The sequence below is a fragment of the Phenylobacterium sp. genome (assembly GCF_036495085.1).
Lineage (GTDB): Bacteria > Pseudomonadota > Alphaproteobacteria > Caulobacterales > Caulobacteraceae > Phenylobacterium.
On record NZ_DASXNL010000174.1, the window covers coordinates 57,994 to 71,612 of the forward strand.

The 13,619-nt window shown below is 64.7% G+C and carries 16 protein-coding genes and 1 tRNA gene; 3 read left to right on the top strand and 14 right to left on the bottom strand.

The genetic code is table 11. The annotated features are described in order from the left end of the window. Positions 1-7 precede the first annotated feature (7 nt). From nuoL to VGI62_RS19645, 14 genes are all read right to left on the bottom strand, one after another. Positions 8-2,086 (bottom strand): NADH-quinone oxidoreductase subunit L, encoded by a 2,079-nt coding sequence (gene nuoL / locus VGI62_RS19580; RefSeq protein WP_331506248.1) that lies wholly within the window; start codon positions 2,084-2,086, stop codon positions 8-10. 2 nt (positions 2,087-2,088) lie between these two features. After that, the gene (gene nuoK, locus VGI62_RS19585) at positions 2,089-2,397 is read right to left on the bottom strand and encodes an NADH-quinone oxidoreductase subunit NuoK (RefSeq protein WP_331506249.1); all 309 of its coding nucleotides are present in this window, start codon (positions 2,395-2,397) and stop codon (positions 2,089-2,091) included. Continuing rightward, on the bottom strand, positions 2,394-3,023 hold the full coding sequence (locus VGI62_RS19590; protein WP_331506250.1) for an NADH-quinone oxidoreductase subunit J: 630 nt from the start codon (positions 3,021-3,023) through the stop codon (positions 2,394-2,396). The genes nuoK and VGI62_RS19590 overlap by 4 nt, the downstream gene beginning before the upstream one ends. Positions 3,024-3,085: 62 nt before the next feature. After that, complete coding sequence (nuoI, locus tag VGI62_RS19595; RefSeq protein ID WP_331506251.1) at positions 3,086-3,577, bottom strand: NADH-quinone oxidoreductase subunit NuoI; 492 nt, start codon at positions 3,575-3,577, stop codon at positions 3,086-3,088. Between the two features lie 2 nt (positions 3,578-3,579). Beyond that, the gene (locus VGI62_RS19600; protein ID WP_331506252.1) at positions 3,580-3,756 is read right to left on the bottom strand and encodes a hypothetical protein; all 177 of its coding nucleotides are present in this window, start codon (positions 3,754-3,756) and stop codon (positions 3,580-3,582) included. Positions 3,757-3,770: 14 nt separating this feature from the next. Then, positions 3,771-4,844, bottom strand: coding sequence for an NADH-quinone oxidoreductase subunit NuoH (gene nuoH / locus VGI62_RS19605; RefSeq protein WP_331506253.1), 1,074 nt, complete (start codon positions 4,842-4,844; stop codon positions 3,771-3,773). Next, positions 4,845-6,890: an NADH-quinone oxidoreductase subunit NuoG gene (gene nuoG, locus VGI62_RS19610; RefSeq protein ID WP_331506254.1), complete on the bottom strand. Its 2,046-nt coding sequence runs from the start codon at positions 6,888-6,890 to the stop codon at positions 4,845-4,847. It lies immediately after the preceding gene. A gap of 3 nt (positions 6,891-6,893) precedes the next feature. Continuing rightward, positions 6,894-8,210: an NADH-quinone oxidoreductase subunit NuoF gene (gene nuoF, locus VGI62_RS19615; protein WP_331506255.1), complete on the bottom strand. Its 1,317-nt coding sequence runs from the start codon at positions 8,208-8,210 to the stop codon at positions 6,894-6,896. A gap of 3 nt (positions 8,211-8,213) precedes the next feature. Then, entirely contained in the window at positions 8,214-8,432 is a 219-nt protein-coding gene (locus tag VGI62_RS19620) for a hypothetical protein (RefSeq protein ID WP_331506256.1), read from the bottom strand. Further along, positions 8,429-9,106: an NADH-quinone oxidoreductase subunit NuoE gene (nuoE, locus tag VGI62_RS19625; RefSeq protein WP_331506257.1), complete on the bottom strand. Its 678-nt coding sequence runs from the start codon at positions 9,104-9,106 to the stop codon at positions 8,429-8,431. Before nuoE ends, VGI62_RS19620 begins: the two co-directional genes overlap by 4 nt. Then, entirely contained in the window at positions 9,103-10,341 is a 1,239-nt protein-coding gene (locus VGI62_RS19630) for an NADH-quinone oxidoreductase subunit D (protein WP_331506258.1), read from the bottom strand. Before VGI62_RS19630 ends, nuoE begins: the two co-directional genes overlap by 4 nt. After that, positions 10,338-10,985: an NADH-quinone oxidoreductase subunit C gene (locus VGI62_RS19635; RefSeq protein ID WP_331506259.1), complete on the bottom strand. Its 648-nt coding sequence runs from the start codon at positions 10,983-10,985 to the stop codon at positions 10,338-10,340. The genes VGI62_RS19630 and VGI62_RS19635 overlap by 4 nt, the downstream gene beginning before the upstream one ends. After that, entirely contained in the window at positions 10,982-11,563 is a 582-nt protein-coding gene (locus tag VGI62_RS19640; protein WP_331506260.1) for an NADH-quinone oxidoreductase subunit B, read from the bottom strand. The genes VGI62_RS19635 and VGI62_RS19640 overlap by 4 nt, the downstream gene beginning before the upstream one ends. Further along, positions 11,533-11,910: an NADH-quinone oxidoreductase subunit A gene (locus VGI62_RS19645; RefSeq protein ID WP_331506261.1), complete on the bottom strand. Its 378-nt coding sequence runs from the start codon at positions 11,908-11,910 to the stop codon at positions 11,533-11,535. The genes VGI62_RS19640 and VGI62_RS19645 overlap by 31 nt, the downstream gene beginning before the upstream one ends. 222 nt (positions 11,911-12,132) lie before the next feature. Here VGI62_RS19645 and VGI62_RS19650 point away from each other — a divergent pair, with 222 nt between their 5' ends. From VGI62_RS19650 to VGI62_RS19660, 3 genes are all read left to right on the top strand, one after another. Beyond that, positions 12,133-12,333, top strand: coding sequence for a hypothetical protein (locus tag VGI62_RS19650; RefSeq protein WP_331506262.1), 201 nt, complete (start codon positions 12,133-12,135; stop codon positions 12,331-12,333). 109 nt (positions 12,334-12,442) lie between these two features. Next, positions 12,443-12,519: transfer RNA gene (locus tag VGI62_RS19655), tRNA-Asp, on the top strand. A gap of 219 nt (positions 12,520-12,738) precedes the next feature. Continuing rightward, complete coding sequence (locus VGI62_RS19660) at positions 12,739-13,101, top strand: hypothetical protein (protein WP_331506263.1); 363 nt, start codon at positions 12,739-12,741, stop codon at positions 13,099-13,101. Positions 13,102-13,619 lie beyond the last annotated feature (518 nt).

Genomic DNA, 13,619 nt, shown 5'->3' on the forward strand with positions numbered 1-13,619 from the left:
CGCTCCCTTACGCGGTCCAGGCCCAAAGGGCGTAGGAAAGGATGGCCGCCACGCCCAGCAGCATCACGAAGGCGTAGTGGTAGAGGAAGCCGGTTTGCAGACGACCTGCTCCCTTGCCAACCCGATAGGACACCGCCGAGACCCCGTCGGGGCCGAGCCCATCAATGAGTTTCTGGTCGCCCCCCTTCCAGAAGAGGTCGCCGAGCCATTTGGCGGCGCGCACGAACGTCGCGTCATAGAGCTCGTCGAAGAACCACTTGTTGTAGAAGAAGAGGTAGACCGGTCCGCGTTGGGCGGCGAGCTTGGCGCCTAGCCCTTCGCGCAACAGATAGACGTAGGCCGCGATGGCCAGCCCGCCGATGGATACGATCAGGGGCGCCAGCGTCACCAGGACAGGCGTGGCGCCTTCGGCGAGCACATGGTTGTTCGGCGCCGTAAAGATCGCGCCCTTCCAGAACTCCCGCTGTTCGGCGCCGACGAATTTCTCGACAAAGAGGAAGCCCGAGGCGACGGCGCCAAGAGCCAGCACGAGCAACGGCAGGCGCATCGTCCACGGCGTCTCGCGCGGTTCGTGGACGACCTCGCCGTGGTCCGGCTCCGAATGGGTCTCGGCCTGCGCATCGCTCGCGTGATCGTCGTGGCTGTGGTCGTGGTCGCGGTTGTGCCAGTGCTGCTCAAGGTCCTCGCTGGTCCAACGGGCATGGCCGTTGAACGTGAAAAACGCCAGGCGCCAGGAGTAGTAGGCGGTCAGGCCGGCCACGAAGATGCCCGTGATCCAGGCGAAGTAGCCTATCGGATCGTGACCGGCGCTCCCGGCTTCCCACGCGGCATGGATGATCGAATCCTTCGAATAGAAGCCCGCGAAGCCCAGCTCGGCGAAGGGGATGCCCAGGCCGGTGATGGCGATGGTGCCAATCACCATGACGCCACAGGTGATGGGCAGGTACTTCATGAGGCCGCCATAGCGGCGCATGTCCTGTTCATGGACCATGGCGGTGATCACCGAGCCGGCGCCCAGGAAGAGCAGCGCCTTGAAGAAGGCGTGGGTGAACAGATGGAACATGCCGGCCTGATAGGCCCCGACGCCGGCGGCCATGAACATGTAGCCGAGTTGCGAACAGGTCGAGTAGGCGATGACCCGCTTGATGTCGTTCTGCATCATGCCGACGGTGGCGGCGAAGAGTGCGGTGACGGCTCCAACGATGGTGACGATATGCTTGGCGACCGGGGCGTATTCGAACATCGGTGACAGCAGGCAAACCATGTAGACGCCGGCGGTCACCATGGTGGCCGCGTGGATCAGGGCCGAGACCGGGGTCGGGCCCTCCATGGCGTCGGGGAGCCAGGTATGCAGGAAGAACTGGGCCGACTTGCCCATGGCGCCCACGAAGAGCAGCGCGCAGGCGAGATCCATCAGCCGGAAGCTCTGTCCTGCGAACATCCAGGCGTCGTTCGCGTGCGCGGCGACCAGCGGGAAGATCTGGGCGAACTGGATGGAGCCTAGCGACCAGAAGACCGTCATGATGCCCAGGGCAAAGCCGAAGTCACCGACCCGGTTGACCACGAAGGCCTTGATCGCCGCGGCATTGGCGGTTGGTTTGTGGTGCCAGAACCCGATCAGGAGGTAACTGGCCAGGCCGACGCCTTCCCAGCCGAAGAACAGCTGCATGAAGTCGCTAGCGCTGATCAGAGACAGCATGGCGAAGGTGAAGAGCGACAGGTAGGCGAAGAAGCGCGGCTTCGAGTCGTCCTCGGCCATGTACCCCCAGCTGTAGAGGTGCACGAGGCTGGAGACCGTTGTCACGACGACAAGCATCACCGCCGAGAGGCCGTCTAACCGGAAGGACCAATTGGAGATGAAATTCCCGACCTGGATGAACGGCGCATAAGTGAGGGTGAAGGGCTCGAGGCCGCCCCAGGTCCACTTGGCGAAGACGACCCATGACAGGACCGCTGAGAGCATCAGAAAGCCGGTGGTCACCGACATGGAGACGACATTGCCGATCCGGCGGCCGAACAGACCGGCGACGATCGCCCCGATCAGTGGGCCGTACAGGATGACGGTGACGAGGAGCTTGGGGTCCATCCTTAGCCCTTCATCATCGAAGCGTCGTCCACGGCGATGTCGCCGCGGTTACGGAAGAAGGTGACAAGGATCGCAAGGCCGACGGCCGCTTCGGCGGCTGCAACCGTGAGTACGAACATGGCGAAGATCTGCCCTGTGACGTTGCCCAGGTAGGCCGAGAAAGCCACGAGGTTGATGTTCACGGCGAGCAGGATCAGCTCGATCGACATCAGGATGACGATGATGTTCTTGCGATTCACGAAGATGCCGAAGACCCCGATTGTGAACAGGATCGCGGCGACCGCGAGATAGTGGGCAAGCCCGATAGTCATGCGTCGATCCCCTCACCGGGCTTGGGCGAGACCATGCGCATGCCGGTCGCCGGCGTGCGGAGCACCTGGTCCATGATCACCTGGCGCTTCACGCCGGGCTTGTGACGGAGCGTCAGCACGATGGCCCCGATCATCGCGACCAGCAGCACCATGCCGGCCGCCTGGAAGAAGTAGACGTAGTTCGTATAGAGCACGCGCCCGATCGCCTCGGCGTTGGAGACGCTGGCCGGCGCGTGCATGCCCTGGGCCATCGGCGTCTCGTTGAGCCTCGCCGCGCCATGGGTGGCCACAGTCGTGGAGACCACGATCATCTCGATGGCGAGACCGCCGGCGATGAGGCCGCCGATGGGCATGTAGCGGGCAAAGCCTTGCCGCAGCTGGGCGAAATCGACGTCCAGCATCATCACCACGAACAGGAACAGCACGGCGACGGCTCCCACGTAGACCACGACAAGGAGCATCGCCAGGAACTCGGCGCCGAGCAGCACAAAGAGCCCCGCCGCGGAGAAGAACGCCGCGATAAGGAACAGCACCGAGTGAACAGGATTGCGCGCCGAGACCACGGCCACTCCGGCCGCGATCGTGGTCATCGCCATCAAATAGAATGCGATCGCCTGCAGGGCCATCGGCCGGTTCTAGCTCCCCAAGTTCGTCTTAAGATTCGCCTGCGCGAAGACCCGGGCGGGTCTTAGCGATAGGGCGCGTCCAGTTCCAGATTCTTCGCGATTTCGCGTTCCCAGCGGTCGCCGTTATCGAGCAGCTTCTGCTTGTCGTAGTAGAGCTCCTCGCGGGTCTCGACGGCGAACTCCAGGTTGGGCCCCTCGACAATGGCGTCCACGGGACACGCCTCCTGGCAGAGGCCGCAATAGATGCATTTGACCATGTCGATGTCGTAGCGGGTCGCGCGCCGGCTGCCGTCTTCGCGAGGCTCGGCCTCGATGGTGATGGCCTGGGCGGGACAGATCGCCTCGCAGAGCTTGCAGGCGATGCAGCGCTCTTCACCGTTGGGATAACGGCGAAGCGCGTGTTCGCCCCGGAAACGTGGGCTCTGCGGGTTGCGTTCATGCGGATAGATCACGGTGGCCTTGGGTCGGGCCATGTACTTGAGGCCAAGCCCCAGCGCGCCGGCGAAATCCAAAAGCGCCGCGCCCTTCATCGCCTGTCCGATACGCTGGAACATGGTCAATCCTTCTTGCAGGCGTAGTCTTGGATGTACTGGGCGTCGCCGCCGTCCTTCAGGACGAGCTTGCCTCCCTGAGCGGAGCAGTCGGCGGCGGCCCGGCGCAGGGAGTCGTAGTCCGCGGACCCCGCCGCGGTCGACGCGGTTTCGCAGGCCGCAAGGCCCAGCAACATGATCATGGCCAACGCCGCCCTCATCCCGCCACCCCGGCGTAGACGCGCCAGCCGGCCACCAGCGCCACGGCCACCAGCGAGGTCGGAAGGAACACCTTCCAGCCCAGGCGCATCAGCTGGTCATAGCGGTAGCGAGGGACGACGGAGCGGACCATGGCGTTCATGAAGAAGACGAAGAAGGTCTTCACCGCCAGCCAGAAGAGGCCGAACAGGCTGACGAGTGTCAGCGGCCAGTTGGCGGTCAGGCCGGCCGTCGGGAACGGCGCCTGCCATCCCCCCAGGAACAGGACCGCCATCAGCCCGCTCATCAGGATGATGTTCGAGGTCTCGGCCAGGTAGAACAGCATGTAGGGCGTCGACCCGTACTCGATGGCGTAGCCAGCCACGAGCTCGCTTTCCGCCTCGGGCAGGTCGAAAGGCGGACGGTTGGTTTCAGCCAGCCCGGAAATGAAGAAGATCACCCCCATGGGGATCATCACCAGCGCCAGTGGCAGGTTGCGAAGCCCAGCCCCGCCCAGGATGTTCCAGTTCCAGAAACCTCCGGCCTGCAGTTCGACGATGCGAGTCAGGTTCATGGTGCCGGCGAGCAGGATCACGGTGATGATCACAAAGCCGATCGAGACCTCGTAGGAGACCATCTGCGCCGCCGAGCGGAGCGCGCCAAGGAACGGATATTTCGAGTTGGACGCCCAGCCGCCCATGATGATCCCGTACACGCCCATGGAGGAGACGGCGAAAAGGTAGAGGATCCCGACATTGATATTGGCGACCACCCAGCCGGGCGCCAGCGGCATGGCCGCCCACGAGCCGAGCGCCAACGTCACGCTGATCAACGGGGCCAGCAGGAACACGATCTTGTCGGCGCCGGCCGGAATAACCAGCTCCTTGATCAGGAACTTTCCGAGGTCTGCGAAGGACTGCAGCAGGCCGAAGGGCCCCACGACGTTGGGGCCTTTACGCATCTGCACGCCGGCGAAGATCTTGCGGTCGCCGTAGATCAGGAAGGCGACGGTGAGCAGCAGCACGACCGTGACCAGCAGGATCTGGCCGACCGTGAGCAGAGTCCAGCCGATGGGGGTGGTCCAGAAATCCATCTATTCCGCCGCTATTCTGGCGGCGCCCGATGCCTGGGCGGCGCACTCGGCCATCGTCACGCTCGCGCGCGCAATGGGGTTGGTCAGGTAGAAGTCGGTGACAGCGCTTACGAACGGCGTGTCGGAGATTTCGCCCTTGCTGCCGAGCGCGCCAAGGTCGAGCCCAACCGCGGCCGCCGGGCCGTCGACATGGTCGATACGGCCGAAGCTCGGATGGTCCGCAAAGAGCCTGGCGCGTAGCTGGTCAAGGCTGTCATAGGGCAGCTTCGCACCGAGACGCTCGGAGAGCGCGCGCAGGATCGCCCAGTCTTCCTTGGCTTCGCCCACCGGGAACACGGAGCGAACGCCCTGCTGCACCCGCCCCTCGGTGTTGACGTAGAATCCGTTCTTTTCGGTGTAGGCCGCGCCCGGAAGGATCACGTCGGCTTTGTGCGCGCCTCGGTCGCCATGGGTGCCCAGATAGATGGTGAAAGCCTTGGAGGCCGAGGTGTCGATCTCGTCGGCTCCCAGCAGGAAGAGCACGTCGGCGCCGCCCTTGGCGACCAGCTCGCCGGCTGTCTTGCCGCCTTGGCCAGGTGTGAACCCGAGGTCAAGACCGCCGACCCGGGAGGCGGCGCTGTGCAGCACGTTCCAGGTCATGCCGAATGTCTTCGCAATGGCCGCCGCAGCCTTCACCACAGCGGCGCCGTCGCTCCGCGCAAGAGCCCCTGCCCCGACCACGATGGCCGGCGCCTTGGCGTTCTTAAGCGCCGTGACGAAGTCATTCTTCGACTTGGCCAGGCCGTCCAGGGTCTTGGGTCCAGCACCCAGGTAGTCGTAGCTGTAGGTCAGGTCCGACTGCGGGCCGATCATCCCGATGCGCAAAGCGCCCGCCAGCCAGCGCTTGCGCAGCCGCGCGTTCAGCACCGGCGCCTCGAGCCTGGGATTGACCCCGACAAGCAGCACGACGTCGGCGTTTTCAATGCCGGCGAGAGTCGAGTTGAACAGCCAACTCTGGCGCGGGCCTGAGCCGAGCGCCATGCCGTCCTGCCGGCAGTCGGTGGATTGCACGCCAAGCCCGCGGAAGAGGTCGAGCGCGGCTTTCATGGACTCCGCGTCCTGCAGGTCGCCGGCGATCACGCCGACGCGGTCGGGCGCGGTCGCCTTCAGTTTGCCGGCCACCGCCTCGAGCGCTTCGCTCCAGGTCGCCGCGCGCAGCTTGCCGCCCTGGCGGATATAGGGTCGGTCAAGCCGCTGGCGCGATAGGCCGTCGACCGCGTAGCGGGTCTTGTCGGAGATCCACTCCTCGTTGATGTCTTCATTGACGCGGGGCAGGACACGCAGCACGGCCGAGCCACGGGCGTCCACCCGGATGGCGGAGCCGAGCGCGTCCATCACATCGACGCTCTCGGTCTTCTTCAGCTCCCAGGGCCGCGCGTTGAACGCGTAGGGCTTGGAGGTGAGCGCGCCGACCGGGCACAGGTCAATGATATTGGCGGACAGTTCGGAGCTCACAGCCTTGTCAAGATAGGTCGTGATTTCAACGTCTTCGCCGCGACTTATCAGACCGATTTCGGGCACCCCTGCGACCTCGGTGATGAACCGGACGCAACGGGTGCACTGGATGCAGCGGGTCATGACCGTCTTGATCAACGGCCCCATGAATTTCTCTTCGACCGCGCGCTTGTTATCGGCGTAGCGACTGTCGTCGCGGCCGTAACCCATCGCCTGGTCCTGCAAGTCGCACTCGCCGCCCTGGTCGCAGATCGGGCAGTCCAGCGGGTGATTGATGAGCAGGAACTCCATCACCCCATGGCGAGCCTTCTTCACCATCGGCGTGTCGGTGAAGATCTCCATGTTCTCCGCCGCCGGCAGCGCGCAGGAGGCCTGCGGCTTCGGCGGGCCGGGCTTCACCTCGACGAGGCACATGCGGCAGTTGCCGGCGATAGAGAGGCGCTCGTGGTAGCAGAACCGCGGGATCTCCTTGCCCGCCAGCTCGGCCACCTGCAGCACGTTCATGCCGGGCTCGAACTCGACCTCGACGCCGTCGACCTTGCAAATCGGCATGACCTACTCCGCCGCCTCGAGCCGGGCGCCCTGCACGTGCGGCTTGCCGGCGCGATAGAGGTTGATGCGGTCTTCCACCTCGTGGCGGAAGTGGCGGAAGAGGCCCTGGATCGGCCATGCGGCCGCATCGCCCAGGCCGCAGATGGTGTGCCCCTCGACCTGGCTGGCGACGTCGAGCAGAAGGTCGATTTCCGACATCTCGGCCTCGCCGGTGACCATCCGCTCCATCACCCGCCACATCCAGCCGGTGCCTTCGCGGCAGGGCGTGCACTGGCCGCAGCTCTCGTGCTTGTAGAAGTAGGCCGCGCGCGCAATGGCCTTCACCAGGTCCGCGTCCTTGTCGAAGACGATCATCGTGCCGGTGCCCAGGCCCGAGCCCCTCGCCTGCAGGTCCTCGTAGGTCATGATGGCTTCGTCGCACTGATCGGCCGGGATCATGCGCACCGAGATGCCGCCCGGAATCACGGCCTTCAGGTTGGACCAGCCGCCGCGTACGCCGCCGAAGTGGTCCTCGATCAGTTGGCGCACGGAGATGCCGACCGCGTCTTCGACCACGCATGGCTTGTTGAGGTGGCCGGAGCCCGCGAACAGCTTGGTGCCCGTGGACTTCTCGGTGCCGAAACCTGCGAACCACTCTGCGCCCCGGCGCAGGATCGTGCCGACGACGGCGATGGTCTCGACGTTGTTGACCGTGGTCGGGCACCCGTAGATGCCGGCGCCGGCCGGGAACGGAGGCTTCAGGCGCGGTTGGCCCTTCTTGCCCTCGAAGCTCTCCATCAGCGCGGTCTCGTCACCACAGATGTACGCGCCCCCGCCGTGGGTGACGCGAACGTCGCAGTCCCAGCCGTGGACGTTGCCCTCGCCGATCAGCTTGGCGTCATACGCCTGCTTGATCGCCGCCAGCAGGCGCTCGCGCTCGTGGACGTATTCACCGCGGATATAGATGTAGGCCGTATGCGCCCGCATAGCCTTGCAGGCGATCAGGCAGCCCTCGATCAGCAGGTGCGGGTCGTTCCTGAGGATGTCGCGGTCCTTGCAGGCGCCCGGTTCGCTTTCGTCGGCGTTGACCAGCAGGTAATGCGGCCGCTCGCTCTCCTGCTTGGGCATGAAGGTCCACTTCAGACCGGTTGCGAAGCCCGCCCCGCCCCGACCGCGCAGCCCGGAGGCCTTCATCTGGTCACAGATCCACTCTGGCGTCTGGGCGACGATGTCCTTCGTGCCGTTCCACGCGCCGCGCAGCTTCGCGCCCTCCAGGCCCCAGTCGTGGACGCCATAGAGGTTCAGGAAGATGCGGTCCTTGTCGGCCAGTATGCCAACCACGCCTTAAGCTCCCTTACCTTTACCAGAGCCCCGGAGGCTGGCGATGAACCAGATCTGGGCGCCGAAACCGATGACCAGAGCCCCGACGGCGGCCCACCGGGCCCAGTCTTGTCCGAATTGAAAATAGAAGACGAAGCCCGCCACAGCCGCCAGCAGGAATACCCCGCAGAGCGCCATCATGATCGCCCCACGCTTCCTCACTCTGCCCAAGTCATCGCTCATGCCGGCGCCTTCGCCTTGGTCGGCTTGGCCGGCAGGTTCGGGATCTTGATCTTCTTGGCCAGCGAACCGTCGTAGAGCTTCGGATCGGTGAGCGTGATCGGCCCGCCCTCCGGAGCCGAACCCTGGCGTTTGATGGCGGAGCCCGGCTTCGGCTTCTTGCCGGCGGCAAAGTCGTCGAGGAGTTTTTCGAAGCTCTCCGGCGTCAGGTCCTCGTAGTAGTAGTCGTTGATGGCGGCCATCGGCGCGTTGGCGCAGGCCCCCATGCATTCGACTTCCTGCCAATAGAACTTGCCATCCGCGGAGCGGTGATTGGCCGGGCCGAACCTGCGCCTGCAGACCGCCAGCAGATCTTCCGACCCACGCGTCTGACAAGGCGTCGTGCCGCAGACCTGAACCAGAGCCAGGTCGCCGACCGGCTCCAGCATGAACATCGTGTAGAAGGTCGCGATCTCCAGCACCCGGATGACCGGCATGCCGAGCAGTTCAGCGACGGCCCTGATCGCGGGCTCGGAGACCCAGCCTTCCTGTTTCTGCACCAGCCACAGGATGGCTATCACCGCCGACTGCTGGCGGCCGGCCGGGAAATTGGCCATCCACGCGCGCGCGTCCTTCAGCGTCTTTGGCAGGAAGCTGAAGCTCTCGGGCTGGACTTGGGCAAGCCTGCGGACGCTCAACGGTCGATCTCCCCGAACACGATGTCCAGCGAGCCCAGGATGGCGGAGACGTCAGCCAGCATGTGGCCGCGACTCATCCAGTCCATCGCCTGCAGGAAGGGGTAGCTCGGAGCGCGGATCTTGCAGCGGTACGGCCGGTTGGTGCCGTCGCTGACCAGATAGACGCCGAACTCGCCCTTGGGCGCCTCGACCGCGGCGTAGACCTCGCCGGGCGGAGTGCGGTAGCCCTCGGTGAACAGCTTGAAGTGATGGATGAGCGACTCCATGGAGCGCTTCATCTCGCCGCGCCTGGGCGGCGCGACCTTGTTGTCGGGACTGAGCGACGGGCCCGGCGTTTTCATCAGCCGCTCGCAGCACTGGGCCATGATCTTCACCGACTGGCGCATCTCTTCCATGCGGCACAGGTAACGGTCGTAGCAATCGCCGTGGACGCCCAGCGGGATATCGAACTCGAGGTCCGAATAGCACTCATAGGGCTGGCTGCGACGCAGGTCCCAGGCGATGCCGCTGCCACGCACCATCACGCCCGAGAAGCCCCAGGCCTGAGCCTCTTCCTTTGTCACCTTGCCGATGTCGACGTTGCGCTGCTTGAAGATGCGGTTGCCGGTGATCAGGCCTTCGATGTCGTCGAACACCTTGGGCACACGCCTGCACCATTCGGCGATGTCCTCGACGAGTTCCGGGGGCAGGTCCTGGCGAACGCCGCCGACCCGGAAGTAGTTGGCGTGCATGCGCGCGCCCGAGGCCCGCTCATAGAACACCATCAGCTTCTCGCGCTCTTCGAAACCCCACAGCGGAGGCGTAAGCGCGCCGACATCCATGGCTTGGGTCGTGACGTTCAGGATGTGGTTCAAGATGCGGCCGATCTCGGAATAGAGCACCCGGATCAACTGGCCGCGGATCGGCACCTCGACGCCCATCAGGCGCTCCAGCGCCATCACATAGGCGTGCTCCTGGTTCATCGGCGCCACGTAGTCGAGGCGGTCGAAGTAGGGGATGGTTTGCGCGTAGGGCCGGGCTTCCATCAGCTTCTCGGTGCCGCGATGCAGCAGGCCGATATGCGGATCGACGCGCTCGACCACCTCGCCGTCCAGTTCCAGCACCATGCGCAGCACCCCGTGCGCCGCCGGGTGCTGTGGTCCGAAGTTGATGTTGAACTTGCGGACCTTTGTCTCGCCCACGACCTCGGGAGCGAAGAAGTCGGAGTCTTTTGCAGGAGCGTTTGCGCCGGTCATTTGCCGGGCTCCTTGGCGGCGGGGAGCGCGCGCTCGTCGCCGGGAATGAGTGGAGCGTACCCGGGCTCGGCGCCCTCCCAGGGCGAGAGGAAGTCCCAATTGCGCCACTCGACGGACTTCACCGGCTCATAGACCACACGTTTCAGTTCGTCGTCGTAGCGGACCTCGACGTAGCCCGTCATAGGAAAGTCCTTGCGCAGCGGATGGCCGTGGAAGCCGTAGTCGGTGAGGATGCGGCGCAGGTCGGGGTGCCCGTCAAAGAACACGCCGTACATGTCGAACGTCTCGCGCTCGTACCAGTCGGCGCTCGGAAAGACGCTGACGACCGAGGGGACGGCGGTGTCCTCGTCGGCTTGAATCTTGAGGCGGACACGCAGGTTCTTGGTCATCGAGAGCAGATGGTAGACGACATCGAAGCGGCGCTCGCGTTCCGGATAGTCGGCGCCGCAGACATCGATCAGGATCGAGAATCGGAAATCCTGATTGTCGCGCAACACGGTCAGGGCCTCGACGACCCGCTCCGCGGGCGCGGTGAGGTTCACCTCTCCGTACATCACCTCATAACCGGTGATCGCGCCGGCCGATTTGGCGACGATCGCCTGGCCCAGCACCTCGAGCATGGGAAGCGGCTGGGGCCAGCTCATCGCATGATGGTCCCGGTGCGGCGGATCTTCTTCTGCAATTGCAGGACTCCGTAGACCAGAGCCTCGGCGGTCGGCGGGCAGCCCGGAACATAGACGTCAACCGGCACGATCCGGTCGCACCCACGCACAGTCGAATAGCTGAAATAGTAGTAACCGCCGCCGTTGGCGCAGGAGCCCATGGAGATCACGTAGCGGGGCTCGGGCATCTGGTCGTAGACCTTGCGCAGAGCCGGAGCCATCTTGTTCACCAAGGTGCCGGCGACGATCATCACGTCCGATTGACGCGGTGATCCGCGGGGCGCGAAGCCGTAGCGTTCCAGGTCGTAGCGCGGCATCGAGGCTTGCATCATCTCGACCGCGCAGCAGGCCAGGCCAAACGTCATCCACATCAACGAGCCGGTGCGCGCCCAGGTGATCAGGTCGTCGACGCCTGCGGTGATGAAACCCTTGTCGGCGAGCTGCTGCGAGACGCCATCGAAGTACGGGTCGTGGCCCTGGGGGTTGTAGCCCTCGACAGAGGTGCGCGCCCCCGCGCCGGCCGGAACGATCACTCCCATTCCAGGGCTCCCTTCTTCCACTCGTAGATGAAGCCCACGGTAAGCACCCCCAGGAAGCTCATCATCGACCAGAAGGCGAATTGGCCCATCGCGGCGGGGAGCTTCATCAAGGCGACCGCCCAGGGAAACAGAAACGCCACTTCCAGGTCGAAGATGATGAACAGGATCGAGACCAGATAGAATCGCACGTCGAACTTCATCCGCGCGTCATCGAACGCGTTGAAACCGCACTCGTAGGAAGAAAGCTTCTCAGGGTCCGGCGCCTTGGGGGCCACGCCCGCGGCGAACAGGATGAAAATCACGCCCAGCGCCGCCGCGATCCCCAGAAAGATCACGATGGGCAGGTACTGGAGCAGGAACGCGTTCATAGAGTCCTCGGGGAGTCGCGCGCCCTTCTAGACCACAGATCGGGCGGTTTCAAACGGGGCCTTATTGCAGCGCGAAAAGGTCACGAATCGGGGGCCGGAAACTCACGGACTCACGCGAGATCGCGCCTTCAGCGCGCATCAATTCGCCGCGGCGACCGGCTGGGCGTGCATGGCTACGTTTCGTAGCGCGGCCGGGGGCCTTGTCTCTTCAAGGCGAATCCGATGGCTTACGATGCTGAACCGGGCGGCGACCCGCGCGGTCCGAACTGCCCAAAGTGCAACCAACTGATCCTGCCGCATCAGCCGACGACGCTGATGCATTTTTCGGACCGGTCCTCCCTGTGGCACGGCGAGTGCGCGCGGCCCTACTGGGACAAGCTCTCCCCTTTGCTCGAACGCCTGCAGTTCCCCCCGGGCTCTTAGGTTCGCGGCGGCGGGCTGCGACGCCAAGTCCGTCCGATCTCGCAGTCTTCCGTTGACACGATTCAGGCTCGGACCTATCAGACGCGCCTCGCGTTTCGCGGGTCCAAGTGCGGATGTAGCTCAGTTGGTTAGAGCGCCGGCCTGTCACGCCGGAGGTCGCGGGTTCAAGTCCCGTCATTCGCGCCATTTTTCTCAAATATTATAACCACGTATCGAATCGGCCCCACCGGTTCCAAGTTTTTGCGCATTACGTTCCAGGTCCGCCTGAAGTTCCGGCGCTGAACGTGGCGTTCCCGGCGTGGAGGCAATGACCGTTCGCGACCCCGTTGCGGGCATTCGCAGACACGGCCTGCGGTCGGGGCCAGTGTTCCGTGGGGGCAGCATGGACATCCACAAGCCGAAGCCGTGGCGGGCGCGCGGGAGTTCCTGAAGGAAATCGGGACCATCGTAATCGGCGTGCTGATCGCGTTGGGAGCCGAACAGGTCGCCGTATCGCTGCGCGACCGCCACGCCGCCGCCGAAGCGCGCGCCGCGGTCTACACCGAGATCCGCCTCAATCTGTCCTACATGCAGGGCCGTATGGCGACGCAGGCCTGCATAGAACGCCAGCTCGATGAAATCGGAGCGTTGTTGGTCAAGGCTGGCGAAGGGCCCCTGACGGCGAGACCCAGCTGGATCGGACAACCGTCGAGTTGGTTGATCGCGGCGCAGCGCTGGCAGGCCGCGACCGGGTCTAGACGGGTCAGCCTCCTGGAAGGGGTGGAATAAGGACGCCTGGCCGGGGTCTACAGCCCCCTGTCGCGGTTCGCTGACGCCCAGGAGAGTGAACAGGCGGCATGGGCCCAACTACGCGGTCTTGAAACGTGGACCGGGCCGCTCGGCGCAGCGGGCCGCATACACTTTCTATCCGCCCTGCAGCAGGCCCGTTACGAACTCTGGAACACCCGCGTGGCTATGGAGATCGCTTTCCGACGGGCTCGAGAGGTTGGCATCACCAGGGAAATGCCAAAGACCACGGAGGCACGGAGGCGGGATAGGAGTTACCCCATGCGGTTTGTCTTCCCATCGATACGCCGCGCGAGGACGCAGTGTCGCAACTGGCCGTGGGCAGCCGCCCTGGGGACAGCCCGAATAGCCTGCACAAGCTTCCATGCGCACCCACACGCCCGTACCCAGGTAACTTCGCCTTCCGGCCCGTCCGTGACCTTTGGGTCGTCTGCCGGACTCAACCCGCGGGGGCCGCGCCAGGCAATTGACCAGGCTTCCCGCGCAGAGGGTGCGTCCTG